Source organism: Streptomyces sp. NPDC046261 (assembly GCF_040646235.1).
Lineage (GTDB): Bacteria > Actinomycetota > Actinomycetes > Streptomycetales > Streptomycetaceae > Streptomyces.
The window spans coordinates 336,456-362,770 of the sequence record NZ_JBEYZU010000003.1 but is presented as its reverse complement, the minus strand read 5'-3'; the positions used below and the strand labels follow the sequence as shown (position 1 = coordinate 362,770).

Genomic DNA, 26,315 nt, shown 5'->3' with positions numbered 1-26,315 from the left:
CGGTCCGGGGCGGCCGGACGGGCTGGACACTCGGGCCCGTCAGCGGACGTGCACCCACGCCGCCCGCGACGGCGTACCCGCCCGGTCGACCAGGAAGATCATGTACCAGCCCGCCGGGACCAGCGACGGATCCTGGGGAATGTCCACGGTCACCGCCCCGCCCCGCGTGGCGCCGAACGCCAGCGCCACCGACCGCTGTTCCACATCCGTCGCGTGCGTCACCGCGCTGGGCCGCATCAGCCGCACCGCCGCCACCTCCCGCCGGTCCGTGCCCGTGAGCGTGAGGGGCTCGCCCCGTACGGCCTCGAGCGGCCCCGTGCGCAGCGCGGGACGGCGGTCGCGGTAGAGGTAGGGCGGGGTGTAGACCTCGATGCGTTGCTCGAAGGTGCCCATGCGGGTGCCTTCCTTGTCCGCGAAGAGCGGGTTGGAGCCGAAGACGGCGATCCGCCCGTCGGGCAGCAGCAGCGCCTCGGAGTGGTAGTCGCGGCCCACGGTGGGCTCGGCGGCCGTGCGGAAGGCGCGCTTGCGGGGGTCGTAGAACTGGGCCCGCAGGATGTCCGAGCCGCGCTTGCCGCGGTAGTCGCCGGACCCGCCGGTGGTGAAGACCCGGTCGTCGGGGGTCAGTACGGCGTTGAGGTAGCGGGTGGGCCGGGGCAGGTCGGGGCCGCGCGTGTAGCGGGGCGCCGGCACGCTCAGGTCGGCGATGGCGGTGCGCTTGCTGGAGCGGTGGGACTCCCCCACGCCGCCGCCACCGAGGATCATCACCTTGCGGTCCTGGGCGGGGGGCAGCAGCACGGAGGCCGAGGTCTCCGTCATGTCCTGCTCCGCCAGGCCGGGTACGGGCTCGAAGGCGTTGGACTCCACGTCCCACAGGCCCGGTGTGCGGCCCTGGTCGGCGGGGCCGTAGCCGGCGTTGGAGCCGGAGTAGAACAGGCGGCCGCCGCCGGTGAGGAAGAGGGCGGGATAGGTGGGGAAGTACCGCTGGGGTCCGGCGGACCAGCTGCGGGTGGCGGGGTCGTAGATCTCGTTCTTGCCGGGAATGATCTCGCCCATGTCGTCCAGGCCGGAGACGGTCAGCACCCGCCCGTCCTTCAGGGTGACCAGGGTGGGGTACCAACGGGCCTCCGACATCGGGTCCACCGGTACGTAGCGCTCGGCGATGGGGTCGAACTCGTAGGCGTCCTTGAGCCCCTGGAAGTCCTTCTTGTCCAGGCCCAGCTTGGCGGCCAGCCCGTAGAGGTCGTGGGCGGCCCGGCCCGTCAGCCCCTGGATGCGGTACTGGTCGGCGGTGTGGGTGATGCCCTCCTCGCCCTCGGTGAGCGCCTCCACGTACACGCGGGCCTGGGCGGCGGTGACCGTGACCTTCTTCTTCGCCCCGCCCGCGTCGCCCTTGGCCCCCTCGTCACCGTTGTCGCCCTCGGTGACGGTCTTCTTCGCGCGCGGCACCAGCACGGGCAGCTGGGAGCGGTAGCGCTTGCCGGAGGAGCCCACGAAGACGGTGCCGGCGGGGAAGGTGCGGGGGGCGTCGGGGTTCTCGTTCTTCACCAGCATCGCGCCGCCGGCCCGCCGCACGTCGCCGGTCAGCTTCTCGTAGCGCGCGGTGCCGCCCGCCACCAGGAGCCTTCCGTCGGGCAGCTGGGCGTGGCCGGCGCAGAACATGTCCTTGGGGGTGGGAATCTGCCGGAAGGTGTTGCGCACCGGGTCCCACAGGACGCTCCGGAACGTGCCGGCCCGGAAGTTCTTCTCGTCGTTGCCCGACCCGGCGATCAGCAGCACCTTGCCGGTGCGCAGCAGCGCGGCGTGGATGGCGTTGACGCGGAACCGCTCGGGCACGTCCACCACGTCCCAGTGCCCGTACCGGGCCTTGTACGCCTCCTGGTTGATGGTGTAGTGGTGCCAGGCCCGTTCGGCGAACCCGGTGGCGGCCGGGCCGTTGGCGGCGACCAGGGCCAGTACGGCGCCGATGCCCAGCGCCACCTTGCGTACCTTCGCGTTCGGCAGCAACCTCACCGCACCACATCCCATCGCTCGGCCCGGCCGGCCGTCGGCTCACCCGGCCGGCCCGGTCATCTCTCCCGTTCCCCCTCACATCTCCCGTCGGCGCTGCCCCACCGGGCGCGAGGCGCCCACGCCGGCCTCCGTCTCCGCGCCGGGCCCCGGATCGCCGGCCGTCGCGGGGACGGGGGTGGGGGTGGGCCCGCGGCGCATCAGCCACCGCTCCCGCCAGAGGCCGCCCTGCCAGACGCCGACCGGGCCGAGCGCGGTGAGCAGGGCGAGGAGCGCCCAGATCCGCATGGCGGTGTGCGCGTGGCTCAGCGCCCAGGAGGCGGTGAGCGACAGCGCGAACACCCCCGCCCACATCAGGTGGGTGCGGAAGGTGGCCATGCAGTCGGGGCTGGCGGAGTCGCCCTTGGGGGTCACCACGAACCGTGAGCGCCGCCGCAGCAGCGCCTCGGCCAGGGAGCGGGCGTACAGCGGCGCCGAGAGGGCGGACATGACCATGCCGGCCGCCCCGGAGGAGCCGGCCGGCTCGTGCGGGCTGACGTTGTGACGCCGGTTCCATACGTACAGGCCGACCTGCAGGGCCGCCGCGTCGCAGTAGAGCATCAGCCACAGCGAGGACTCCACGGTGATCCCCGAGGCCCCGAGGCCGAGGAAGAGCGCGCAGGTCAGGGCGCCCAGGGCCCAGTTGAGGGCGGCCATCGGGTAGTAGGCGACCATGAAGCTGTAGTTGATCAGCCGGCCCGGGGGCAGCGTCCACATCGCCCGCCAGAACTGGCGCAGCAGCGTCTCGTACGTCCCGCGCGACCAGCGCAGCTGCTGGGAGAAGAAGTCCGTCCAGGAGGAGGGGCCTTCGCCGACGGCGAGGACGTCGGGGGTGTAGACGGACTTCCAGCGCCGCCCGGTGGCGGGGTTGCGGCGGCGGTGGATCTCCAGGCCGGTGGCCATGTCCTCGGTGATCGAGTCGAAGAGGCCGCCGATCTGGCGCAGGACGCTGATGCGCACGCAGTTGCTGGTGCCCACGAACATGGGCGAGCCGTAGGCGTTGCCGGCCCGCTGGATCAGGGCGTGGAAGAGGAACTGCTGGCTCTCGGCGGCCTTGGTGACCGCGCTGGTGTAGTTGCCGTAGACCTGGGGGCCGACGACGAAGGCGACGTCGGCGTCGCGGAAGTAGCCCAGCATGCGCTCGAGGAAGTTGGGCAGCGGCACGTGGTCGGTGTCCACGCAGGCCATGAAGTCGTACGCGTCGCCGTGGGCGTCCAGCCAGGCGTTGTAGTTGCCGTGCTTGGTGCGGGCCCGGAAGCATCCCGACGGCTGGTTCCACCGGTCCACGCCCTTGCGGGAGAAGTGCCGCACGCCCAGCCGCGCGCACAGCCGCCTGACGTCGGGGTCGTCGCCCTCGTCCAGCAGCCACACGTCCAGCGGTCCGTCGTGCTGGATGCGGACGGCGCCCTCGAGCGTGGCCCGCACCATGGACAGCGGTTCCTTGCCCGGCACGAAGCTGGTCAGGAACGCCACGCGGGTGCCCGGCTGGGCGCGGACGGGCACGGGGTCGCGGGCCACCCAGGTCGCGTGGGCGTTGGAGGCGACGTTGACCACGCGGAACAGCTCGATGAGGCCGATCGAGACGAGCATGACCGTGTCGGCGCATCGTTCCCAGTCGCTGACGTACGGCCGGTACAGCCAGTGGTCGGGCGAGATCAGCCAGAGCAGGAGGGCGACGGAGACCAGGGGCGCGGCGGCCACCAGCAGCATGACCCCCACCCCGCCGCCGCCACGGCTCAGCAGCCGTCGGTAGCGCACCTGGTAGACGCCGTCGGGGGGCTCGGTGAGCTCTCCCGCCAGCCGGCTGAACCCGGCGTAGTCGTAGCCGCCGGGGCCGCCCGTGCCGGTCGGTTCCACCACGTCGGGGCTCCCGGGGCCGTCGCCGCCCGGTCCGGTGCCGCCGGCTCCCGTGCCGCCCGGTCCGGGGGTTCCGGGTCCGCCGGGCCCCGGTCCGCCCGTCCCGCCGCCGGGGCCGGGCACCGCCGGGGCGGTCGCGCCCGGGGTCCCCTCGGGCGGTGTCTGCCGGGCCGCCGGCTTTCCGGCCGGCACGGCGTCGGGGACCCCATCGTCGGGACGGCCGCCGGGCACGCTCGCGCCGGGGCGCCCGCGGGCCGCCGCCGGTCGGGCGTCACTCGCCGAAATCGCCACCAAACACCCCCAGCCACACGAGGACACGGGACAACGGCTCCACCTGGGGGCCGCTGGGCACATCACCGATCACAGCGGAGAAAACGTAACAAAACGGACCTACGATCATGTGACAACCGCACCGAAGGCGGCAGCACATCACTCACCCGGCCCCTGACTCGGCGGCGGACGAAAGGTGTCCTAGAATTGCAGAATTCTTCAATTCACCAGATGTGCAGGCAGCCGGACGATCCACGATCATGTAGGGGGCCCGCCGTGAGTGCGTTCGCCGAAGCGATGCGGGAGCGGGTACGCGCGGCGCGCGCGGCCCTGGCCGCGGCACGTGCGGCCGAGGACGCCTACGGGGCGGCGATCGCCGAGGACGAGCTGGACGACGCGCTCCGGCTGGCCCTCGCGCACGGCGTCACGACGGACACCGGGGACGCCACGAACACGGCAGACGGGCAGGGCGGGAGTTGATCGGCGTGCGGGTGCCGCTGTACCAGGCGAAGGCGGAGTTCTTCCGGATGCTCGGGCACCCCGTGCGCATCCGGGTCCTGGAGCTGCTCCAGGACGGGCCGATGCCGGTGCGCGACCTCCTCACCGCGATCGGCGTCGAGCCCTCGAGCCTCTCCCAGCAGCTCGCGGTGTTGCGCCGCTCCGGCATCGTGACCTCCACCCGCGAGGGCTCCACCGTCGTCTACGCCCTGGCCGGCGCGGACGTGGCGGAGCTGCTGAAGGCCGCCCGGCGCATCCTGACCCAGCTGCTCAGCGGCCAGGAGGAGCTGCTCACCGAGCTGCGCGGGACCCCCAGGACAGGAGCGGAACAGCGATGACGCGGGACTCCGAGAAGTACGCCGAGAAGGCGGTGGGCTGGCGCGTACTCATCTACGTCGTCTTCGGCCACGTCCTGGCCGGCTTCATCTGGCTGCTCTTCTACCTCGGCGCCCACGCCGAGTAGGACGCCGCCGCACCGCGACGGCCATGCCACCACAACCCGTGAAGCGGTATTCACGAGGACAGGTGATAACGGAATGGCCAAGAGTGGCGTAAGCACTGTATGAGGGGACGCCGGGCCGGTATAGGCCCGCGTCCTATGCCAGGGACGGCAAAGGGCGCCGGAGCTGCGGATCGTATGACCGGCCCTTCCTCACCGTACCCGGAGCACCTCCCTCCTCTCCGGTCAACCCGCAGGTCAGCACCGTGGGCCATTGCCCGGAACCGGGGTCGCGGGCCGCGCCGCGCTGCTACTGTCCGGCGGCATGGAGGAGCTCTTCACCCCTGATGAACTCGCGCGCATTGAGACCACCGCGCAGGAGAACGGCATTTCCTCGCGCGATTGGGTACGGGAAGTCGTGCTCCAGCGCCTCAACGGCGAGTGGCGGCACGACCTCGAGGACGCCATCTGGCCGATCACCGTGCACCGCCGCCCCGGCGGCACCCTCCAGGAGCTGCACCACGCGGGCTGCTGGGTGCCGCGGGGCGGCGAGGACACGGTGACCACCGCCGAGGCCCGGCGCAAGGCGGCCGAGTACGACGTCCGGTTCTGCGACGCCTGCGAACCCGAGAGGTTCCTGGTCCCGTTCGACTGACGGCCCCCGTGCCGGGCAGTCGCCGAGACCTCCTCGGAGCCCGGCACGGAGGCCCAGAGCGGGCCCTGGCCGCGCCCCCCATTACGCTGTCCACCGCAAGATCGTTTAGGTGGGTGGGGGAAGTACGGCATGAGGACAGGGACGCGACTCACGGGATGGGCGACACTGCTCGTGGGCTACGCGACCGTACTGCTCGGCGTGGTCCCGTTCCGGGAACTCCCGCCCAAGCGGTACGAACTGTGGCTGCTGGCCGCGACCGCCGCCTGCGCCCTGTGCTGGCTGCTCGCCTCCTCGGTGGCCCGCGCGAGCCGGCGCGCCGCGTTGCGCCGCAAGGCATGGCGCAGGCGGTACGAACCGTGGCCCGAGCCGAGGTCGTCACGGCTGCTGTGCTGGGTACTGGGCTTCGGCATCGCCCTGACGAGCATGGCCGCGCTGTGCCAGGGCGTGGGCCCCGACGGCGCGGAGGGCGAATGGCTCGCCAAGGCCCACCGGGCCGGCGGCAGCCGGTACGAGCTGCGGATCGACAAGATTGTCGGTGCGCCGCGCCCCACGGACGCGGAGATCAACGGCGCCGACGAGTACGCGTCGACCATCGTCGTCACCGTCCCCTTCCACTCCGGCCCGCGGCAGGTCACCGTGGACGCGGTGCACACCAGCGGCAAGCCGGAAGCGGGCCGCACGGTCGAGCTGCTGTACGCGCCGGACCGCCCGGACCTGGGGGTGCGTCAGGCGCCGGACAACGACATCGGCTCGTTCGCCGGGCGCATCATCGCCCTGCCGACCATCTGGATCCTCGGCCTCGCGGCCGGTCTGGTGACGAGCGTGGCCCTGTACCGCCGTGAAGCGGGCGTGCGCTACGCGCGTCGATTCGAACCGTGGGTCCATCTGCCCGCCGCGGTGCTCCTCGCGTGCGGGGCCGCGCTGGTCACGCCGCTGCTCGTCGGCTTCCCCACCACAGGCACGGGCTGGTGCCTTGCGGCGGCGGCCGCCGCCACCCCCTGGCTCGCCCTGGCCTGGGTGGCGAAGACGAGCTGACGCCCCGGCGCCCGGCCCGCGAGGGCCGGGCGGGGGCGCCGCGTCCGCCAGGGGCGGACGTCAGGAGCGGCGGCGCTTGAAGGCCCGGCGGATCAGGAAGATCGCCAGCACGATCAGCGCCACCACGAAGAGGGTGCCGAGGATCATGGTGATGAGCAGGGCCACCCCGAGCTTCTTGAAGAAGCCCTTCTTCTTTTTCTTCTTCTTGTCCTTGGCCAGCGTCTTGTCCTTGGCCGGCGTCCGGTGCCCGGCGACGGTTCGGTGCTGCGACGCCTCCGTGACCGACGCGGAGCCGTCCGCCGTACCGGTGGCCGCCGTGCCCGCGCCGGCCGCTTCCGCGACGGCGACGGTGGCGTGCTGTGCGGTGGCGGCCACCGGCTGAGCGCTCGCGGCCGAGGCCGGCGTGGCCAGCAGGGCGGCGCCCAGAGCCAGCGCGACGACGGCGGAGACCCGGCGGGCCAGGCGTCCTCGGTGTCGCTGTCGGTCGTGCTTCTGCTCGCTGTTCATCCGCGCCCCCTGTGTCGGTGCTCTGACGGTTCGATGCTCCGCAGGTCGCGGGGCGCACCCATTATCCGCACAGCCGCACGGCGCCCAGCAGGGCGCATACCCGCGGTACACGAGACCGGGCACAACCGGGCACGATGGCCGGTTCCGCACGCCCGGTCCCGGTGCCGGTGCCGGTCAGCCGCTCTTGCGACGGAACGAGCGCTGCCCGCCGGCCTTGCCGTGGGTGCCGTGGATCTTGGACCCGTCGCGGTTCGCCCCGCTCGCGGCGCCGTCGGCCGCCTTGCCCTGCTTACGGGCCAGCGCCTCACGGAACTTGCGCTTCACCTCGTCCTCGGGGAGGCCGGTGCTCTCCCCGGCCTGGGCCGCGTTCTGTCCCGCTGTGTCCTCCGCCATTTAAAACCTCCTGGTCATCGCGGTGTTCGCCACAGCTTCGCACAGATCCGGCGCGGCCAGTCGTCCGGAACGGGCCAGCGCCAGGACCGCGCCCGCGCAGCCGGCCCCGGTGGCGGTGAGCGCGAGCCACACCAGCCAGAGCGCGTCCTGCCGCAGGGCGAAGTCCCACAGCGCCCCGACCCCGAGGTTGCCGAGGGTGATACCCAGCCCGGAGACGGTGTTGTAGAGCCCGTAATGGGTGGCGACCAGGCGCTCGCCGGACAGGGAGACCACCGTGTCCATCTCGAACGGATAGACCACCGCGCCGCCGGCGGCCAGCAGCACCACCGCCACGGCCAGCGCGGCGAGCGCGGCCACCGTCGTGACGCTGCCGCCGCCCCCGGGCACGGCGGCCAGCGGCAGGAAGGCCAGGCCCATGGCGGCCAGCCCCCGCACCAGCGCCTGGGGGGCGCTCCAGCGGCGTCTGGCCCAGCCCGTCAGCCGCAGCTGGCCCAGGACGGCCACCGCCGCCGAGACGACGAAGAGCGCGCTGGTGACCTCCGTGCCCGCGTCCCCGAGGGCGGCGCCGGCGGCGAGCGGCAGGGCCAGGTAGATCTGGAAGGTCAGCACGTACGAGCCGATCATGGCGATGGAGAACAGCAGGAACGGCCGGTTGGCGACGACCGTGCGCCACTGCGCCAGCACCCCGTCCCGCTGCCGGCCGTCCGTCTCGCCACGGCCCGTCGCGGCGGGCAGGGCCCGCCACTGCAGCACGGTCAGCCCGGCGAAGATCGCGGCGGCGACCGTGCAGACCAGCCGGAAGTCGGCCGCCAGCAGGGCCAGTCCGGCGAGCGGGCCCAGCAGCATCCCCGCCTGGTAGTACACGTTGAACGTCGCGAAGGCCGCCACGCGCCGGTCGCCGGCGGCCGTGGCGATGCAGGCGCGGACGGCCGGGTTGAACAGTGCCCCGGCGAAGCCGGTGGCCGCCGAGGCGACGATCAGGGCGGGCAGGGCGTCCACCCAGCCCAGCAGGGCGAACCCGGCCGTGCGCAGCACACAGCCGGCCAGGATCGGGGCTTTGTAGCCGTAGCGGTCGGCGAGGGTGCCGCCGATGAGGAACATGCCCTGCTGGGAGAGGTTGCGTACGCCCAGGACCAGGCCGACCGCCCAGGCGGCGAGGGCGAGGTCGCCGCTGAGGTGGGCGGCGAGGTAGGGCATGAGCATGTAGAAGGCCAGGTTGATGGCGAACTGGTTGACCATCAGCAGCCGGGCGGCGGGCGGGAAGGTGCGGGTCTGCCGCCAGAGCGAGGTGAGCCGGACGGCCGCCCGTTCCTCCGCGGCCGGTGCCGCCGTCACCGGGCCGCTCCCGCCGGGCCGTCGCCGGCGCCGGTGGGGCCGGCCGCGCTCTCGGTGAGCGGGTCGACGACGGTGTCGCACACCGTCCAGCGGGTGACGACCCGTTCGGTGGGGTGGGCGATGCGGTCGGGTTCGGGCGCGGGGGCGCCGGCCAGGAGGTGGTGGCGGCGGCAGTAGTCGTCGTCGAAGACCGTGCCGGCGTAGCGCTGCGGCCCGTCGGGGAAGACCGCGGCGATCCTGGCCTCCGCGGGCAGGGTGGCGGCCAGGTGCCGGGCGGCCAGGGCGACCGCCCCCACGCTCCAGCCGCCCGTGGCGTACCGGGATCTGGCCAGGGAGCGGGCCGCCCAGACCGCTTCGGGCGCGGCGACCCAGTGCACCTCGTCGAAGAGGGCGTAGGCGACGTTGCGGGGGTAGATGCTGCTGCCCAGGCCGCGCATCAGCCGGGGCGCGGCGGGCTGCCCGAAGATGGTGGAGCCGGTGGTGTCCACCCCCACCACGCGCAGGGCGGGGAAGTAGCCGCGCAGGACGGAGGCGATGCCGGCGGAGTGGCCGCCGGTGCCCACGCTGACCACGAGGGCGTCGATCCGTCCGAGCTGGGCGATGAGCTCGTGGGCGAGGGTGCGGTAGGCCGTCACGTTGTCGGGGTTGTGGTACTGGTCCGGGCACCAGGCTCCGGGGCGGGCGGCGAGGAGCTCCTCCACCCGTTCGCGGCGGGCCTGCTGCCAGCCCCCTACCGCGTGGGGGGTGGCCACGAGGTGGACTTCGGCGCCGTAGGCCCGCAGCAGGCCGATCATCATCGGTTCCATGCCGGGGTCGGTGACGACGGTGACGGGGTGGCCGTGGGTGACGCCGGCCAGGGCGAGGCCGAGGCCGAGGGTGCCGGAGGTGGACTCCACGATGGGTGCGCCCGGCAGCAGGTCGCCGCGCTCGCGGGCGCACGCCACCATGTGCAGGGCGGTGCGGTCCTTGATGCCGCCGGGGTTGCGGCCTTCGAGCTTGGCCCAGAAGCCGCGGCCGGGTGCCGCGAACGGCTCGCCGACCCACAGCAGGGGGGTGTCCCCCACGAGGCCGGCCGGGGTGCGGGCGGGCAGGGCGGCGGCCGCCGTGAGACTGGCCGGGGAGGTGGGGGTGGCCGGCGCGGTCGTCGTCGGGGGGATGGGGCAGACAGAGGTCATGGCATGGCTCTCCCGCGGCCGGCACACCGATGAAGGAGGAGCGGTACGGGCCGCGTTGACGGGGAACGGGCGGGGGATCCGGACGGGCGCACGCGCGGCTTCGCCGGCGCGGCGCGGCCGTCCTAGGTCCGCCAGACGCCCAGTGCCGCCCTCAGCCGGCCGGGGTCGCACGCCGGGCCCGGAGCCGGGCCGTGCGGGCCGGCGGGCAGGGCCGGGCGGCAGCCGTCCGCGCCGGTCTGCGGGAGGGGTTCGGCCGCGGTCGCGGTGGGCGCGGGGAGGTCCTGGCGCGAGGCGGCGACCCCGGCCTCGTTGGCCTCCGCGCACTGTGCGGGCGCCTCGTCGCGGGAGCCCCGCGGGGCGCCCGGGCCCGCGGCCCGGTCAGGGGGTGCGGGTGCGGCCAGGGGCAGGGAGTAGGAGCGCTGCTGGTGCGGTGGCGGCTGGCCGTGGGCGCAGCCCATCACATGCACCAGGGCGACGAGGACGACGAGGCCGACGACGAACGCCGAAACCACCCGGGACCTGGAGTGTGGTCCGCGGGGGAGCGTGTGAGCCGTCACCCATGCCGTCACAGTGGTTACAGTAAGCACGGCGCCGGATAAGGCCCGGGTAAAGGGAGTTACGGCGTCCTCTTACCGGACGCCCTTGCGCACCAGCGGGGTTGAGGCGGCGACGACCGTCGCGAGGATCCACCACATCGCGGGGTACCCCAGCAGGTCGTGGGCGAGACCGAGCAGGGGCGGGGTGGTGACGATCGCGATCTGGTTGGCCGCCATGGCGGTGCCGAGCGCGAGCCCGACCCGGTCCGGCGGACACGACTCGCTCACGTGCGCGACCCACGGCCCGTACCAGCCGAAGCCGAAGAAGCCGAGGCAGGCGGTGAGGGCGATGACCGGGCCCGGGCCCGGGGGCAGCAGGGGCAGGGCCAGCAGGGCGGCGGCGGTGGCGAGCATGCTCGCGCGGATCCACGGCAGCCGTCCCGTGCCGAGCCGGTCGCTGGCGGCGGCCAGGGCGATGCGGCCCGCCGCGCCGATGCCCTGGACGCCGAAGAGCACGAACGCGCCGCGCGTGAGCGGGATCCCGTGGTGGTCGCGGAGGTAGAGCATGAGGTAGGTGGTGATGCCGTACTGCGCGGTGACGAGCACGGTGCCGCTGACGACGATGCCGGGCATGGCGGGGCGGCGCAGCTGCTCGGTGAGGCGGGGCCACAGCGGGCGGGCCGGGGCGGGGGCGTCCTGGCCTTGGGGCCGGTGGTGGACCGCGACGAAGACCGCTCCCCCGGCCAGGGACACGGCGGCCGCGACGGCGAACGCCGCCTGCCAGCCACGGGCGTGGGCCACGGCGGGCATCGCGAGGGCGGCGGCCGCGCCGCCCAGCGGCAGGCCGGCCTGGCGGATGCCCATGGCCAGCCCGCGGTTGCGGCCGGGGAACCACGCGGCCACGGATTTGCTGCCGCCGGGCTGTGCGGTGCTGTAGCCGATGCCGAGGACGAACAGGCCGGCGAGGACGAGGGCGTAGCGGTCGGCGAGCGCGGCCAGGGTCAGGCCGCAGGCGACCACGACGGCGCCGGCTCCCACGATGGCCCGTTCGTCGTGGCGGTCCAGCAGGTGACCGACTATCAGCAGCGCGACGACGGGCGCCGCTCCGGCGACCGTGACGAGCAGGCCGACCGTGGTGCCCGTCAGGCCGAAGGCTTCCTGGAGGAAGCCGGCGAGGGCGCCGAGGCCCTGCATGGCGAACGAGGAGGTGGCCTGGGCAAGGGTGGCCGCGGCCAGCACGGCCCAGCGGTAGCCCGTCGCGGGGCCGGGCGGCCGGGGTGCGGGCCCGCGCTCCGCCGCTCTCGCGGGCCCGGTTGCCGCGGCTCTTCTTCTCATGGTGGCCGTTGACGCCCCGGCCGCCTCACCGCAGGACCGGTACGAGGTCCTCCATCACCGCCGCCTTGGCGCGCAGATAGGCCCGGAACAATTCCGTGGCGGCCTGCGCGTCCGGCGTCGTCCCCGATACCGCGCAGTACCGCTCGACGGCGTCCGTGGCGTGCCGGAAATGATTGGTCTCGGTGCCTCCGGTGTGCACGGTGATCCACGCCAGGACCTTGCGGGCCTCTCCGACTGGGAATTGCAGGTGGGATGGGAGCCATTCCTGGAACATCGGGTGAATGAGCTCGACTTCACCATGGGTGTAGACCTCATGGATGAGTGTGTGGAGGAGTCCGGTGAGCAGGTCCTTGTCGCGCAGCCGCTGTTTTGCCAGCCGGGCGCGGAACTCCTGGGCGGCGGGCGAGCGGTAGCGCAGCAGCTGCCAGGAGTCGTCACCGCAGATGGCGGTGGCCATGCGGTGGTAGAGGTCGGCGTGGAGGATCTCGCCGCGGGCGCCGAAGTCCTCGTCGGTGATGCGCTGCAGGCTGTCGACGACGCGGTAGTGGTCGAGCTGTTCCGCGTCGCCGGGCAGCTCACGGGCCTTGAGGGTGATGCGGCAGGCCAGTCCGGAGACGCTGGCGGCCGAGTTGTTGGTCTGGGCCCAGCTCTGGAAGAAGCGCTTCAGGTGCTCGGGGTCGTGCGGCTTCGACGTGAGGAGGACGAAGCTCTCCTCGATGGCCCGCAGGGCTTCCCTCTCCTCGGTGAATGCCGAGGAGAGGGACGTGCGCAGGGGCCCGGCCGGCATCCCGTCCAGTACCGGCATGACAATACGCAGAAGTGCGGGATCGGTTGATACGGCATTTCCGAGCGACACTGCAGAAGCCTGAGCCATCGGCTCTTCACCTCTTCGTACGGGGAGCTGGTCTTCGATATCGCTGGTATACGCACGTATCAGCGTCCGCTTTTCTCGGCCGGACAGTCAAGGGAATAAGACCCATTGGCCGAAAACAGTGGACGTCAGGTAATCGTCTGATCGCCGTCGGGCAGGTCCTGGACCGTCACCCGCACCTGCCGCGGCAGGCCCAGGCCCGCGGCCACCGCCCGTGCCAGGCCCTCGGGGTCGGGCCGCGTCGGGGTCGGCACGGGCTCTCCGTCGGCGTAGCTCTCGATGGCCTTGGTGAAGTAGCCGGGGTGCCAGGCGCCCACGGCGCCCCTGACCTCGACGGCGGTGACGCGGCGGCCCGCGGCCCGGCGCGCGGCGGCGGCGAGTATCGCGTCCGACCGCAGTTCGCCCGGCACCTGGAACAGGCTGGCGTGGGCGCCCACCTTGGCGCCGTCGCGCAGCCGGAGGGTGACGGTCAGACAGCTGGTCACGCTGGGGTAGAGGATGGCGCGGCCGGGGCCGGCCTCCCCCACCTGTCCTTCGGTGATACGGACCGGGGTGCCCCCGGCGGCGGAGGCCACGGCGGCGGTGGCGGGCTGGACGGCGAAGGCGGCCGCGGCGACGAACAGCGTCCTGCGGGAGGTTGGGGCGGTGGGTATGGGCATGCGGCCCACCCTTTCACCCTTCTTCCCTGTCTCCGGACGCCGGAGGGGCTCGGGTGCGAGCCCGTCCGGGTCAGATCGCCGGGGCGTCCGGTTCGAAGCGGCTGCGGACCGCGGTCTGTACCTCGGCCTCCTCGGCCGGATCGGCGGCCAGCCGGCGCAGTTGCTCGACGACGCGCGCGTCGGCGGTCGTCGCGTGGTGCGCGGCGAGCTCCCGGGTGGACTCCTCGCAGTCCCACAGGCACTCGACGGCGAATCCGGTGGCGAACGAGGGGTCCGTCGCGGCGAGGGCACGGGCGGCGCGGCCGCGCAGGTGGGAGGAGGAGGTCTCGCGGTAGACGTGGCGCAGGACGGGCGCGGCGCAGGTGATCGCCAGCCGCCCGGCGCCGTCGACCAGGTCCCACAGCACGGGCGCGTCGCAGCCCTCGGCGCGCACCGTCCGGCGCAGGGCGCCGAGGACGAGCGCCGCGTCGTACTGGGCGCCCCGGCAGGCGAGCATCCCGGCCGCGGCGGCGCCCAGGGCGTCGGTGCGGTGGATCCAGGCGCGGGCGCGCTCCAGGGCGGCCGTGCTGCGCATCCGCTCGAAGGCGGTGACGGCGGACTGCGCGACCAGGTCGCCGGGGTCGCCGGCGGCGGCCTCGATGAGGTCGAGGGCCTGCGGGTCGTGGTGCTCGGCGAGGTAGCGCAGGGCGGTGGCGCGCGCGGCCTCCGGGCCGAAGGCGGCGGCCTCGATGATCTCCACGCGGTCCTCGGGGCCCGCGACCGCGGTGAGGCAGCGGGTGGCGGGGACGTGCCGCAGCTGGGTGGGGTACTGGGCGAGCCCCTCCTGGGCCCAGTCCAGGACCTCGCGCACGCTCCAGCCCGGCCGGGGGCCGGAGGGGCGCATCTGGCGCTGCCAGCGGTCGAAGGAGCCCTGTTCCCGGGCGGCGCGGACGCGGGCGGCGGTCACGGGGGCGCGCCGGTCCTCGGCCCACAGCCGCCAGGGCCGGGGCTCGAAGGCGTCGCGCACGGCCGCGGCGAGCGCGGATTCACCCTCAGGAGTGTGCGGGAACCTCGCCAGGACGGGGGCCGCGAGGGCCGTGAGGCCGGCGTCGTCGTCGCGCAGGGCCAGCTCGTCGAGGGCCCAGGCCCAGTTGCCGCCGGTGGCGGCGTAGCGACGCAGCAGCAGGAGGGCGTCGTCGCGCCCGTAGGAGGCGAGGTGACCGAGGACGGCGAGGGCCAGGCCCGTGCGCTCCTCGGCGGTGTCGAGCAGGTCGTCCGGGTGGAAGAGGTGCTGTTCGATCTCGCCGAGTCCGCCGTCGAGGTCCAGGAACAGGCGCGCGTAGTAAAGGGAGCGGTTCTCCACCTGCCAGTCGCGCCGGGGGTCCTGCAGCACGCAGTGGTTCAGTGCCGCGAGCGCCTCGGCGCGCGGCGCCGCGAGGGCATGCAGGGTCCCGTCGCCGCGGCCTCGCTGGAGGAGGCCGAGCAGGGTGCCGCTGGGCGCTATGTCTGGATCGAACATGGGGTCAGCATCCGGTGCGGGGAGTCGGCTGGCAACGGGATTTCCGTCGTCCGGCATTCTTGCCGGTGTCCACCTGCGCTATGCCTGGTGAACTGTGGAAACTCGGGTTCTCCCTAGCGCCCGCAGCCTACCCGGAGTAGAGCATTCCGCCGAGCGGTGTCGGATTTGTCGCACTGTAGCCCGTGGCATATGCCGCGAGCACCACCGTATCGGGTATTGCAAAATCCCTTACAGGCCCTCGCTCCCTGTGCAAGAGTCGTTACCGCAGTCCTGCCCCGGCCGTTCCAGCGGACCCCGGATCCGGCCGCGCCCCGCCTGTATCGGAGTACGTGATGCCGTCCCCACTGTCCACGGACCGTCCCGCCGCACAGCCGCCCGAGGGCGACCAGGTCGACGCCCTGATCTCGCAGGCCCGGCGGCTCAGAGGCGGTATCGACGCCGTGCGCCGCGAGGCGGCCGCGGACGCGGAGCGGTCGGACGATCCACGGCTGCGCTGGCAGCGCGCCCTGTGCGAGCTCGCCGCCCACCATGTGGACAATCTCGGCGAGCACCTGGGACAGCTACGCGAAGGACTGGACGGACACCCCCTCGCGGCGCGACCGGAGGCGGACACCGCGAGCGCCACCTTGACCGGGCAGCCCCCGGCGGTGGGTCCGCAGGGGGCCGGGACGGCGGAGCCGGGCGCCCCGGCGGGCCGCGTGGGCAGCGCGGAGTGGAATTTCCTGACCGACGAGGCGACCTGGTCCGACGAGCTCTTCCTGCTCTTCGGGCGGCGGCCCGAGGACGGCCCGCTGACGCTCGACGAGCTCCCCTCCTGGCTGCTGGAGGACGACCGGCACGTGCTGACCGCCATGGTCACCGACTGCCTGGTGGACGGAAAGCAGATCGACGGCGAATTCCGCATCGTGCGCGGCGACGGCGCCGTGCGCACGGTGCACATGATGGGCGAGCCGGTGCTCGACTCCGACGGCTGCACGGCCTCGATGTGGGCCGTGCTCCGGGATGTCAGCGCACTGCGGCGATGCCGGCAGGAGGTGCACGAGACCCGTGACTCGGCGCACCGGCGGCGGGAGATCGCGCAGACGGAGCACCGGCTTGCGGTCGAGCTGCAGGAAGCCGTGCTGCCACCGTGGCGCGGCTCCCTGCGGTTCCCGCCCGCCGACCCGCCCGCACCCGCCGCGCCGGGCTTCGGCGGGGCCCTCGATCTGGCCGGGCACTACCTCCCCTCCTCGACCAGCAGCCTCGTCGGCGGCGACTGGTTCGACGCCATGGAGCTGCCCGGCGGCCGGACGCTGCTGACCGTCGGCGGCCTCACCGGACATGGAGTCACCGCCACCTCCACCATGGCCATGCTGCTCGGCGCGGTCCGCGGCATGGCCGTCTCGGGGGCCGAGCCGGGCCCGCTGATGGGCTGGCTCAACCACCTCCTCGACGCCGCCGCGCAGCCCGCCCTGGGCAGCGCCGTCTGCTGCCGCTACGACCCCGCCTCCGGCAGCCTCCTGTGGGCCCAGGCCGGCCACCCCGCCCCGGTCCTCGTCCGCGACGGGGCGGCGACCTCTCTGCGGCCCCCGGAGGGCGTGCTGCTCGGCGCGGTCACCGATGCCGCCTACGCCCAGGCCGAGGAGCGACTGCGCCCCGGTGACGTGCTCGTCCTCCACACCGAGGGGCTGGCCCCCCGGCCCGCCCTGGAGCGGCTGCCGGAGCTCGCGCCGCGCTTCAGCGCGGCGTCCGGTGCCCAGGAGTGCCTGCGGGTGGTACTGGAGGAGTTCGGCGACAAGGAGCGCGAGGACGACGCGTGCGTGCTGGTCGCCCGCATCGGTTCGTAGCACCCCGCACGGAGCCCCGGGGCTCGCCGGGCATGGCCGCCCGATGGGTCCCGTGGTGCCGGGGGCCGGTCACACGGGGGCGGTCCTGCCCTTGCCCGGCCCCTTGGGCAGCGCCCGCTGGATGTCCTCCCGCAGATGCTCGATCTTGGGGTAGCCCGCGTAGGTGGCGCTGAGCCGGTACATCTCGCGCAACCGGTCCCAGGTGCGGTGCGAGGAGGTCTCGCCGATCGTGCTCAGCGCCATCCGGGCGAAGGTGTCCGCCTGGTCCGGGTCGTTGCCGAGGAAGCAGGCCGACGCCATGGAGATGTAGTCGAGGATCATCGACCGCTGACGCTGGCCCCCCCTCAGCTCCATCGCCCGCTTGGCGTGCCGCTGCGCGATGGCCGCCGCGGCGGGGTCGTGCTCCGCGAGCGTGCGGTAGGACAGCGCCTGCATGCCGTGCAGATCCGCCTCGTCGAACATCTTCATCCAGCTCGGCGGCGGCTCGTCGCCCTTGTCCGAGACGAACAGCTCCTCGGCCTCGCCCAGGGTCCGCCGCATGGCCTGGCCCCGCCCCATGGACGCCTGCGCCCAGGCCTCGATAGTGCAGAGCATGGCCCGGGTGCGGGGCAGGGCCTGGTCCCCGGCGCCCGACTTGGCGAGCTTCATCAGATCCAGCGCCTCGTCGGGACGGCCCAGATGGACCATCTGGCGGGCGGCCCGCGAGAGGGCCTCCCCGGCGCGGGGCCGGTCGCCGCCCTCACGGGCCGCGTGCGCGGCGATCACGAAGTACTTCTGCGCGGTCGGCTCCAGCCCCACGTCGTGGGACATCCATCCCGCGAGGACCGCGAGATTGGCGGCCACCCCCCACAGCCTGCGCTGCAGGTGCTCGGGGTGGCGGTAGGAGAGCATGCCCCCCACCTCGTTGAGCTGGCCGACGACGGCCTTGCGCTGCAGGCCGCCGCCCCGGGAGGCGTCCCAGAGCCGGAAGACTTCGACCGAGCGCTCCAGCGCGTCGATCTCGAGGGAGCCCACGGGGGCCGCTTCATAGCGGTCGTATCCGGCGGGGTCGGCATGGGCGGTGCCCAGGGGGTCGTCGAAGTGGGGAGCGTCGGAGGCGAGGACCGGATCGGAGTGCAGCCAGTCGTGCATCGCCCCGGTGATTGCTGATCCTGCGGCGAGCGCGGCGCCCGCGCCCACCAAGCCGCGTCGGTTGAGCATGAGGTCCATTCCCGTGAATTCGGTGAGGACCGCGGCGGTCCGCTCGGGTGGCCACGGCAGCCCGTCCGGGGACTGCCCCTTGCCGGCCCGCCGTCGCCGGCCGAACCCGAGGTCCTCAATGGTCACGACACGACCGAGTCGCTCGGTGAAGAGGGCGGCCAGCACCTTGGGCACGGGATCCCGGGGGGATTCCCCCATGTCGATCCACCGCCGCACACGCGAGGTGTCGGTCGCCAGCTGCGGATGGCCCATGGCCGCCGCCTGCCGGTTCACAAGTCTCGCGAGCTCACCCTTGGACCAGCCGGCCAGGCCGAACAGGTCCGCCAGGCGGGCATTGGGTTCCCTCGTCACGTCAAGCCCCCAGGTTCCTCGGCTGACTTGAAGGTACTCGGGCCGTCATGGGCCAAGCGAGTATTCGCCAGGGTTCGCCAGGGTGCGCCACATGGTGTGCCACCCGCGCCCGGGTGTGATGTAGGAACGCGCAACCCCGGCCACCGGCAGCCCGACCGCATTCCCCAGGGTGCACGACGGCCCGGGGACCGGGGAGCGCGGCAATTCGCCGACACGAAGGGATCTGTTCCGCCCATGTATGCAGCATCGACCTCCGTGTCCGCTCCGCCCCGGCCGCTCCGCCCCCAGCAGAGCGGCAGCGGACCGTACCTCGACCCCTCTCACGCCGTGGGGGCCGCGTTCGGGGGCGGACGGGCGCGGAGGGCCCCGGGGCTCGGCGCCCAACCGCTCAGCGGGAGAATCGACTTGTCCGGCCCCCAGGGCGCGCAGCTGCGCACGGTGATCTCGTCGGTGCACCGCATCTGTCCCGAGTTCAACCCCGTCCAGGTCCTGCGGCGAGGAGGGCGCTCGGTCCTCCTGGTCGGGACGACAGGGCGCAGTACGGTCGTGGCGAAGTGTTTACTGGATCATTCACCTGCCTGGGCCGAACGATTCCGGCACGAAATAGCCACATATCGGGCGTTTGTGCGGCATCGCCCCCCGGTCCGGGTGCCCCGGCTGATCGCCGCCGATCCCGACAACTGCACGCTCGTCATCGAGCGGATGCCCGGGCGCCCGGCCGCGGTCCAGCGGCACCCGGTGGACACGCTGCCCCGCGCGGACGTCCGGGCGGCGCTCGGCGCGATCTGCCGGGTCAACCTCTGGCGCCCGCCGGCGGGGATGTTCGACATGCCGCTGGACTACGGCAAGCGGATCGCCCGCTATCACGAGCTCGGCCTGCTCACCGACCGTGACATGGGTGATCTGCAGAAGCTGCTGCACGGCCTGGCGCATGTGCAGGGCCAGTTCTGCCATGGCGACGCACTGCTGTCGAACGTCCTGCTCTCGCCCGCCGGGCCGGTGCTGGTCGACTGGGACCACGCCGGCTGGTACCTCCCGGGGTACGACCTGGCGACGCTGTGGGCCGTCCTCGGCGACGCCCCGGTGGCACGCCGTCAGATCAGCCAGCTCGCCCAGGCCGCGGGGCCCACGTCCCGGGACGCCTTCCTGGTCAACCTGATGCTGGTGCTCACCCGGGAGATCAGGACGTACGAAACGGCCGTGCAGCGCGCGCTGCAGGAGCCCGCACCGTCCGGCACCACCCCCGAGTCCGGGGAGGAGCAGCGACTTCTGCTGCGCCGGCTGCACGACGACTGCGCCATGGCCCGCAGGGCCGTACGGGCCGCCGTCGGTACACGCTGAGCCGCACCGACCGACACGTCGTACCGCCGACTTGCGGCGTGTCGGTACTCGCCCATACGGACGAGCACCGCTTCGGTGCGGATGTCGACGCCCGCGTCGGGAAACCCCCCGACGCGGGCGTTGACGTGTACAACGCCACCCCTCCAGTCTGATGAGCGCCACCCCAGCCCGATTGACGGATCGTCTGATGGGCCGTGGCTCTTGGTAAGTTCGGTCGACAGAGCTGATCGCGTAGCCCTTCACCGCAGTTCACCGCCAGTTCACCGCCAGCGCCCGGCACGGCCCGTCCTGAGGAGGCCGCATTGCGAGGATCCGCACCGGAGACACCACGGAACGCACCCCCCGCCGGCAGGCGAAGAAGCCGCCGCGCGCGGGCGACCGGCGCGATCGCATCGGCCGCCCTGCTGCTGCCGCTGATCTCGGCCGCGCCGGCCGCCACCGCGGAGCGCGCCGGCTCCGACACCCTGCAGCGTGAGTTCGCCGCCGCGGCGGCCAAGTACCACGTCCCGGGCTCGGTGCTGCTGGCCCTGTCCTATCTGGAGTCGCGCTGGGACACCCACGGCGGATCCCCCAGCGTCACCGGCGGCTACGGCCCCATGCACCTCACCGACGCCGCCACGGCCCTGGCCGCCACCCCGCACCACAGCGAGGCCGGCGAGGACCCCCGCGGTGACATCGCCCGGCCGCGCGCCGCCACCCGGGCGGCCGCGCCCGCGCCCGCCACCCTCCCGGCCCGGCTGCGCACCCTGGAGCGCGCCGCCGAGCTGACCGGGCTGTCCCCCAAGAAGCTGCGCGAGAGCACCGCCGCCAACGTCGAGGGCGGCGCCGCCCTCCTCGCCGCCGAGCAGAAACGACTCGGCCTGCCGCTGAGCGGCGACGCCGCCGACTGGTACGGCGCGGTGGCCGGCTACTCCGGCGCCTCCGACACGACGACGGCGACCACCTTCGCCGGCGACGTCTACGACGTCCTGCGCGGCGGTCAGCGGCGCACGACCGACAGCGGCCAGCGGATCGTCCTGGCCCCGGCCCCGGGTCTGGCTCCGCGCACCGAGCAGGTGCGGCGGCTGGGGCTCGCCCCGGCCGCGGCCGACGGCGTCGAGTGCCCGGCCTCGGTGGCCTGCGAGTCGATCCCGGCGCCGTACCAGCAGCTGGAGGGCAAGGACTACGGCAACCACGACATCGCCGACCGGCCGGCCTCGCAGAAGGTCGACTTCATCGTCATCCACGACACCGAGGGGACGTGGGAGACGACGATCAAGCTCATCAAGGATCCGGCGTACGTCTCCTGGAACTACACCATCCGCTCCGGCGACGGGCACATCGCCCAGCACGTCCGCACCAAGGACGTCGCCTGGCACGCGGGCAACTGGTACGTCAACGCCAAGTCGGTCGGCATCGAGCACGAGGGCTTCCTGGCCCAGCCCGACGCCTGGTACACGGAGGAGATGTACCGCACCTCCGCCCGGCTGGTGCGGCACCTGGCGCAGAAGCTGGACATCCCGCTGGACCGGCAGCACATCCTGGGCCATGACAACGTCCCGGGCACGACGCCCGCGACGATCCCGGGCATGCACACCGACCCGGGCCCGTTCTGGGACTGGGCCCACTACTTCGAGCTGATGGGCAAGCCCTTCCGCCCGACGGGGAGTCCCTTCAGCGGGTTGGTCACCATCGCGCCCGACTACGACGATCACGAGCCGGTCTACACCGGCTGCGTCAAGCCGGGCGAGACGTGCGCCCCGCACGGCTCGGGCGCGGTACGGCTGCACACCGCGCCGCGTGACGACGCTCCCCTGGTCAAGGACGTCGGACTGCGGCCGGACGGCAGTCCCTCGACGACCGGCGTCAACGACACCGGAGCCCGCGCCTCCACCGGACAGCAGTTCGCCGTCGCGGGCCGGGAGGGCGGCTGGACCGCGATCTGGTACCTCGGGCAGCTGGCGTGGTTCCGCAACCCGTGGTGGGACCCGACGGCCCTGGGCGCGCGCGGCCGGATGATCACGCCCAGGGAGGGCCTGAGCGAGATTCCCGTGTACGGGCGGGCGTACCCGGAGAAGGAGGCGTACCCCGAGGGCGTGCCGGTGCAGGCGGTGACGCCACTGCCGTACAAGCTGCCCGCCGGGCAGGCGTACGTCCTGGGGGCGACATCGCCCGGCGAGTATCTGTGGGCGGCCACGTTCGAGCCGGCGGGCCACAAGGTGGTCCGGGGCAAGGACGTCTACTACGAGATCCAGTTCGGGCACCGGGTGGCCTTCGTGAAGGCCTCGGACGTCACGATCCGCCCCTCGAACTGGTAGCGGCACAGCACGGCGGGAGCCCGGTACGCCGCGGGGCGGGCCGGGCTCCGGTGCTGTGGCGCGGCGGTCCTAGCCGGCCTGGAACATCTCCGCGGGCAGCGGCTTGAGCAGCTGGTAGAGGTCGTCGGTGATCGGCCGGTCCCAGCTGGCGATCGTGACGAGGACGCCGTCGCTGCGGTCGAACTGGGTGCAGGAGATGCGGCTCTCGGAGCACTTCAGCCGCCGCACGATCAGCAGATTGTCCTCGTGCATGACCGGCACGTCCTCGGTCTCCACGACCTCGACCGGCTCGTCGTTGCCGAGCGCGGCCAGCAGCTGCGCCACCTCGAAGGGCGGCTGCCCCTCGCCGAGGTCCCGTGCCGGGGAGCCCTCGGGCAGATTGCCGATGATCATCGCGGGGCCGCGTCCGCCGAACAGGTCGTAGCGGAGGAAGACCCCCTGGCAGCTTCCGTCGGGCGCGGGCAGCAGCCCGGCCCCGAGGTCACCCGGCCAGTCACCGGGGTCCATGGCGAGGACGTCGAAGTCCGGCCCGGTGGGGGTGGCGGCGCTGCGGCGGCGGAGGAACGACATGCCCACATCGTACGTGCCCGGCCCCCTGCCGTGCCCGCGGGGAACCCGTGTGGGCGGCGTGTGCCCGGGCGAACGGGGACCGGACGGGAGGCGGTCCGGCACGGTCCGCGGGCGATCGGCGCCCGGGCACGGGCGACACGCCCCCTAGGTGAGGTCGAATTCCCCGTCGCGCGCGCTGAGCACGAAGGCCCGCCACTCCCCCGGAGAGAAGATCACGGCCGGGACGTCCGGATCGCGCCGGTCCCGCATGGCGATGTAGCCCTCGACGAAGGCGATCTGGACGTTGCCGCGCCTGCCCCGGCTGCTGGCCTGCCACCTGGCGGTGGCGAGGTCGAGCTCCGGCTTCACGTCGCCTGCCAGTTGTTCGGTCGTGCTGTCCGCCACGTTCGCACTCCTCCCGGCTCGTCGTCCCCGCCCACACTAGCGAGCGAGGCCCCCGCCGCACAGGCCGCGCGGGCCTCAGGCGGTGGGCGGGGCGTCGCCCACCAGCCACATGGAGAAGAACTGCGCCCCGCCGCCGTAGGCGTGGCCCAGCGCCCGGCGCGCGCCCGGTATTTGGTGTTCCCCGGCCATGCCGCGGACCTGCAGGGCGGCCTCGGCGAAGCGGAGCATGCCGGAGGCGCCGATGGGGTTGGTGGACAGCACGCCGCCCGAGGGGTTGACGGGCAGGTCGCCGTCGATCGCGGTGGCCCCGGACTCGGTGAGCTTCCAGCCCTCGCCCTCGGCGGCGAAGCCGAGGTTCTCCAGCCACATGGGCTCGTACCAGCTGAAGGGCACGTACATCTCGACGGCGTCGATCTCGCGGCGCGGGTCGGTGATGCCGGCCTGCCGGTAGACGTCGGCGGCGCAGTCGCGGCCGGCGCGCGGGGAGACGAAGTCCTTGCCGGGGAAGAGGGTGGGTTCGCTGCGCATGGCGCCGCCGTGCAGCCAGGCGGGCGGGTGCGGGGCGCGGGCGGCGCCGGCGGCGTCGGTGAGGACCATGGCGCAGGCCCCGTCCGAGGAGGGGCAGGTCTCGGAGTAGCGGACCGGGTCCCACAGCATGGGCGAGGAGCGCACCGTCTCCAGGGTGATGTCGTGTTCGTGGAGGTGGGCGTAGGGGTTCTTCAGGGCGTTGCGGCGGTCCTTGTAGGCGACGAGGGTGCCGGTGGTGGCGGGTGCGCCGCTGCGGCGGATGTAGGCCCGTACGTGGGGGGCGAAGAAGCCGCCGGCGCCGGCGAGGAGGGGCTGCTGGAAGGGGACGGGCAGCGACAGGGCCCACATGGCGTTGGACTCGGACTGCTTCTCGAAGGCGACGGTCAGGACGGTGCGGTGGACGCGGGCGGCGACGAGGTTCGCGGCGACGAGGGCGGTGGAGCCGCCGACCGAGCCGGCGGTGTGCACGCGCAGCATGGGCTTGCCTACGGCGCCGAGCGCGTCGGCGAGGTAGAGCTCGGGCATCATGACGCCCTCGAAGAAGTCGGGGGCCTTGCCGATGACGACGGCTTCGATGTCGGTCCAGGTCGCGGCGGCGTCGGCGAGGGCGGCGAGGGCCGCCTCGCGGACGAGTCCGGCCAGCGAGACGTCGCGGCGTGCGGCGGCGTGCCGGGTCTGGCCGATGCCGACGACGGCGACGGGTTCCTGGTGGGTGGCGCTCATGCGCCCTCCCCTTCGAGTACGGCGACGAGGTTGTGCTGCAGGCACGGGCCGGAGGTGGCGTGGGCCAGGGCGCGGTCGGAGGCTCCCCGGTGGATGCGGGCGGCCGCCTCGCCGAGCCGGATGAGGCCGGTGGCCATGACGGGGTCGGCGGCCGGCGCGCCGCCGGAGGGGTTGACGGTGACGGTGTCGTCCAGGCGCAGCGCCCGGCGCAGGACGACTTCCTGTGCGGTGAAGGGGGCGTGGAGTTCGGCCGTGTCGCAGGGCGCGTCGAAGGCTCCGGCGTGCTCGGCGGCCAGGCGTGTCGAGGGCGAGTCGGTGAGGTCGCGCAGGCCCAGCGCGTGCGCTTCGATGCGGTGGTCGATGCCGCGGATCCAGGCGGGCCGTTCGCACATGCGGCGGGCGGTGCCGGCGGCGGCCAGGACCACGGCGGCGGCGCCGTCGGTGACGGTGGGACAGTCGCGGACGCGCAGTGGCCGTACGGCGTACGCGTCCGAGGCGTGCGGTTGCCCTCCGGCGGTCGTGTGCCGGCGGCGGGCGAGGTCGGCGAGCCGGTCCTCGTCGGTGTGGCCGGCGTCGATGAGGGCCTGGGCCTGGAGGGCGGCCAGGGAGACGGAGTCGGGCCACAGGGGTGCGAGGTAGTAGGGGTCGAGCTGGCGGGTGAGGACGTCGTGCGGGGCGCCGGAGGTGGGCTTGGCGTGGGCGTAGACGAGGGCGGTGTCGGCCTGGCCGGTGAGGATCTTCACCCATGCCTCGTACAGGGCCCAGGCCCCGTCCATCTCGACGTGGGATTCGCGGATGGGCGGCCAGGCTCCCACGCCGTCGAGGGTCAGGGTGAAGGAGAAGGGGCGGCCGGCGAGGTAGTCGCTGGAGCCGGAGCAGGTGAAGTCCGCTTCGCCGGGGGCCAGTCCCGCCTGGCCGAGGGCCTCGCGCAGGACCGGCAGCAGCATCTCGGTCTCGGACAGTCCGGCCGTGGAGTGGTGGTAGCCGCGCGCGAAGGCGACGATGGCGACGTCCCGGGGCGTCACGGCGCGTCCTTGTAGGTGTCGTAGGCGGCGTCGGGTTCGCCGGTGGGCCGGTAGTGGTCGGGGTAGCGGTCGCCTTCCTTCCATACGGGTCTCACGCGCAGTCCCATGCGGACCTGGTCGCAGGGGATGCCGGCGATGCGTCCGTGGAGGGCGAGGTCGGCGCCGTCGAGGGCGATGTGGGCGTAGACGTAGGGCACCTCGATCTGGGCGTCCTTGGCCTTGATGTTGACGACGCAGAAGGTGGTGACCGTGCCGTGGGGGCCGACCTCGACCTGTTCGGTGGTGGCGATGCCGCAGGTGGGGCAGGCGCCGCGCGGTGGTACGCAGACCTTGCGGCAGGAGGGGCAGCGCTCGCCGAGGGTCCGGTGGCGGGCCAGGGCGTGGAGGTGGCGGCTCTGGGCGCGGCCGGGGGTGTAGGTGTACTCGAGGCGGGCGGGGGTGGTGATGCTGGTGACGGGGTCGGGGAACGTGCCGCTGTGGGCGCGGGTGTGGCCGGTGGTGGTGCTCTCCCCTGGTTCGAAGCAGGCGATGTCGGTGATCGCGCCTTCGCGCCGGGCGGCCCAGCGGATACGGACCCGCATACCGGTGCGGACGGCCTCGGGGCCGTCGGCGTCGAGGGCGTGCAGCAGGGCGGTGTCGGCTCCGTCGAGCCGCACCAGGGCCCAGGCGAAGGGGTGCGCCAGGGGCTGGTGGGGGCGGGGTGAGCCGTTCCAGGCCCAGGTGGTGACCGTGCCGGTGGCGGCGACCTCGACGAGGTCGCGGATCTCCTCGGCGGTGTCCGGGTCGTATTCGACGGGCGGTACGAGCACCCTCCCGTCCCGGGTGCGTACGCCCAGTACGGTGCGTTCGCGCAGGCCGGTGAGGAAGGCGCTCTGCACGGGTCCGAGGGAGCGGGTGAAGGGGAAGGCGACGACGAGGGGTGCGGTGAGGTTCTCCGGCATCGGCGTGCGTCCTGTCTCTG

At 73.5% G+C, this 26,315-nt stretch carries 25 protein-coding genes; 8 read left to right on the top strand and 17 right to left on the bottom strand.

Annotation, left to right across the window (positions count from 1 at the left end):
- Positions 1-39: 39 nt before the first annotated feature.
- Positions 40-2,010, bottom strand: coding sequence for a kelch motif-containing protein (locus ABZ956_RS08440; RefSeq protein ID WP_361888849.1), 1,971 nt, complete (start codon positions 2,008-2,010; stop codon positions 40-42).
- Positions 2,011-2,085: 75 nt separating this feature from the next.
- A complete protein-coding gene (locus tag ABZ956_RS08435) occupies positions 2,086-3,906 on the bottom strand; it encodes a glycosyltransferase family 2 protein (protein ID WP_361888846.1) in 1,821 nt (606 codons plus the stop codon).
- A gap of 543 nt (positions 3,907-4,449) precedes the next feature.
- Between ABZ956_RS08435 and ABZ956_RS08430 the strand changes: the two genes are divergently transcribed.
- The 5 genes from ABZ956_RS08430 (at position 4,450) to ABZ956_RS08410 (ending at position 6,800) form a co-directional block, all read left to right on the top strand.
- Entirely contained in the window at positions 4,450-4,653 is a 204-nt protein-coding gene (locus tag ABZ956_RS08430; RefSeq protein WP_361888843.1) for a hypothetical protein, read from the top strand.
- A gap of 5 nt (positions 4,654-4,658) precedes the next feature.
- The gene (locus ABZ956_RS08425; protein WP_361888840.1) at positions 4,659-5,009 is read left to right on the top strand and encodes a metalloregulator ArsR/SmtB family transcription factor; all 351 of its coding nucleotides are present in this window, start codon (positions 4,659-4,661) and stop codon (positions 5,007-5,009) included.
- Positions 5,006-5,134 carry a DUF6126 family protein gene (locus ABZ956_RS08420; protein ID WP_361888837.1) on the top strand — a complete coding sequence of 43 codons (129 nt, stop codon included), beginning with the start codon at positions 5,006-5,008 and terminating at the stop codon, positions 5,132-5,134. The genes ABZ956_RS08425 and ABZ956_RS08420 overlap by 4 nt, the downstream gene beginning before the upstream one ends.
- Positions 5,135-5,384: 250 nt before the next feature.
- Positions 5,385-5,765, top strand: a complete 381-nt coding sequence (locus ABZ956_RS08415; protein ID WP_361888834.1) for a DUF6233 domain-containing protein — start codon at positions 5,385-5,387, stop codon at positions 5,763-5,765.
- A 129-nt stretch (positions 5,766-5,894) separates the two neighbouring features.
- Positions 5,895-6,800 carry a hypothetical protein gene (locus ABZ956_RS08410; RefSeq protein ID WP_361888831.1) on the top strand — a complete coding sequence of 302 codons (906 nt, stop codon included), beginning with the start codon at positions 5,895-5,897 and terminating at the stop codon, positions 6,798-6,800.
- 60 nt (positions 6,801-6,860) lie between these two features.
- Here ABZ956_RS08410 and ABZ956_RS08405 read toward each other — a convergent pair whose 3' ends face one another.
- The 9 genes from ABZ956_RS08405 to ABZ956_RS08365 form a co-directional block, all read right to left on the bottom strand.
- Positions 6,861-7,307, bottom strand: coding sequence for a hypothetical protein (locus ABZ956_RS08405; RefSeq protein WP_361888828.1), 447 nt, complete (start codon positions 7,305-7,307; stop codon positions 6,861-6,863).
- Positions 7,308-7,481: 174 nt separating this feature from the next.
- Complete coding sequence (locus ABZ956_RS08400; protein ID WP_361888826.1) at positions 7,482-7,700, bottom strand: DUF5302 domain-containing protein; 219 nt, start codon at positions 7,698-7,700, stop codon at positions 7,482-7,484.
- Positions 7,701-8,939 carry an MFS transporter gene (locus ABZ956_RS08395; protein WP_361889407.1) on the bottom strand — a complete coding sequence of 413 codons (1,239 nt, stop codon included), beginning with the start codon at positions 8,937-8,939 and terminating at the stop codon, positions 7,701-7,703.
- Between the two features lie 92 nt (positions 8,940-9,031).
- Positions 9,032-10,210, bottom strand: coding sequence for a PLP-dependent cysteine synthase family protein (locus tag ABZ956_RS08390; RefSeq protein WP_361888824.1), 1,179 nt, complete (start codon positions 10,208-10,210; stop codon positions 9,032-9,034).
- 122 nt (positions 10,211-10,332) lie between these two features.
- Positions 10,333-10,722 carry a hypothetical protein gene (locus ABZ956_RS08385; RefSeq protein WP_361888822.1) on the bottom strand — a complete coding sequence of 130 codons (390 nt, stop codon included), beginning with the start codon at positions 10,720-10,722 and terminating at the stop codon, positions 10,333-10,335.
- Between the two features lie 117 nt (positions 10,723-10,839).
- Entirely contained in the window at positions 10,840-12,081 is a 1,242-nt protein-coding gene (locus ABZ956_RS08380) for an MFS transporter (protein ID WP_361888819.1), read from the bottom strand.
- A 25-nt stretch (positions 12,082-12,106) separates the two neighbouring features.
- Positions 12,107-12,886 (bottom strand): hypothetical protein, encoded by a 780-nt coding sequence (locus ABZ956_RS08375; protein ID WP_361888816.1) that lies wholly within the window; start codon positions 12,884-12,886, stop codon positions 12,107-12,109.
- Between the two features lie 194 nt (positions 12,887-13,080).
- A complete protein-coding gene (locus ABZ956_RS08370; RefSeq protein WP_361888813.1) occupies positions 13,081-13,611 on the bottom strand; it encodes a hypothetical protein in 531 nt (176 codons plus the stop codon).
- Positions 13,612-13,681: 70 nt separating this feature from the next.
- A complete protein-coding gene (locus ABZ956_RS08365; protein ID WP_361888810.1) occupies positions 13,682-15,109 on the bottom strand; it encodes a HEAT repeat domain-containing protein in 1,428 nt (475 codons plus the stop codon).
- Positions 15,110-15,441: 332 nt separating this feature from the next.
- Between ABZ956_RS08365 and ABZ956_RS08360 the strand changes: the two genes are divergently transcribed.
- Entirely contained in the window at positions 15,442-16,935 is a 1,494-nt protein-coding gene (locus tag ABZ956_RS08360) for a SpoIIE family protein phosphatase (RefSeq protein ID WP_361888807.1), read from the top strand.
- 69 nt (positions 16,936-17,004) lie between these two features.
- Here ABZ956_RS08360 and ABZ956_RS08355 read toward each other — a convergent pair whose 3' ends face one another.
- Positions 17,005-18,486, bottom strand: a complete 1,482-nt coding sequence (locus ABZ956_RS08355; RefSeq protein ID WP_361888804.1) for a hypothetical protein — start codon at positions 18,484-18,486, stop codon at positions 17,005-17,007.
- A gap of 234 nt (positions 18,487-18,720) precedes the next feature.
- Here ABZ956_RS08355 and ABZ956_RS08350 point away from each other — a divergent pair, with 234 nt between their 5' ends.
- Positions 18,721-19,827, top strand: a complete 1,107-nt coding sequence (locus ABZ956_RS08350) for an aminoglycoside phosphotransferase family protein (protein ID WP_071966865.1) — start codon at positions 18,721-18,723, stop codon at positions 19,825-19,827.
- Positions 19,828-20,129: 302 nt separating this feature from the next.
- Positions 20,130-22,124 carry a peptidoglycan recognition family protein gene (locus tag ABZ956_RS08345; RefSeq protein WP_361888801.1) on the top strand — a complete coding sequence of 665 codons (1,995 nt, stop codon included), beginning with the start codon at positions 20,130-20,132 and terminating at the stop codon, positions 22,122-22,124.
- Between the two features lie 69 nt (positions 22,125-22,193).
- Here ABZ956_RS08345 and ABZ956_RS08340 read toward each other — a convergent pair whose 3' ends face one another.
- The 5 genes from ABZ956_RS08340 to ABZ956_RS08320 form a co-directional block, all read right to left on the bottom strand.
- Positions 22,194-22,694, bottom strand: a complete 501-nt coding sequence (locus tag ABZ956_RS08340; protein ID WP_190109561.1) for a hypothetical protein — start codon at positions 22,692-22,694, stop codon at positions 22,194-22,196.
- 144 nt (positions 22,695-22,838) lie between these two features.
- The gene (locus ABZ956_RS08335) at positions 22,839-23,078 is read right to left on the bottom strand and encodes a DUF397 domain-containing protein (RefSeq protein ID WP_361888798.1); all 240 of its coding nucleotides are present in this window, start codon (positions 23,076-23,078) and stop codon (positions 22,839-22,841) included.
- Between the two features lie 75 nt (positions 23,079-23,153).
- A complete protein-coding gene (locus tag ABZ956_RS08330) occupies positions 23,154-24,329 on the bottom strand; it encodes a thiolase domain-containing protein (protein WP_361888796.1) in 1,176 nt (391 codons plus the stop codon).
- Positions 24,326-25,354, bottom strand: coding sequence for a lipid-transfer protein (locus ABZ956_RS08325; protein ID WP_361888793.1), 1,029 nt, complete (start codon positions 25,352-25,354; stop codon positions 24,326-24,328). Before ABZ956_RS08325 ends, ABZ956_RS08330 begins: the two co-directional genes overlap by 4 nt.
- Positions 25,351-26,295 (bottom strand): OB-fold domain-containing protein, encoded by a 945-nt coding sequence (locus tag ABZ956_RS08320; RefSeq protein WP_361888791.1) that lies wholly within the window; start codon positions 26,293-26,295, stop codon positions 25,351-25,353. Before ABZ956_RS08320 ends, ABZ956_RS08325 begins: the two co-directional genes overlap by 4 nt.
- Between the last annotated feature and the right edge of the window lie 20 nt (positions 26,296-26,315).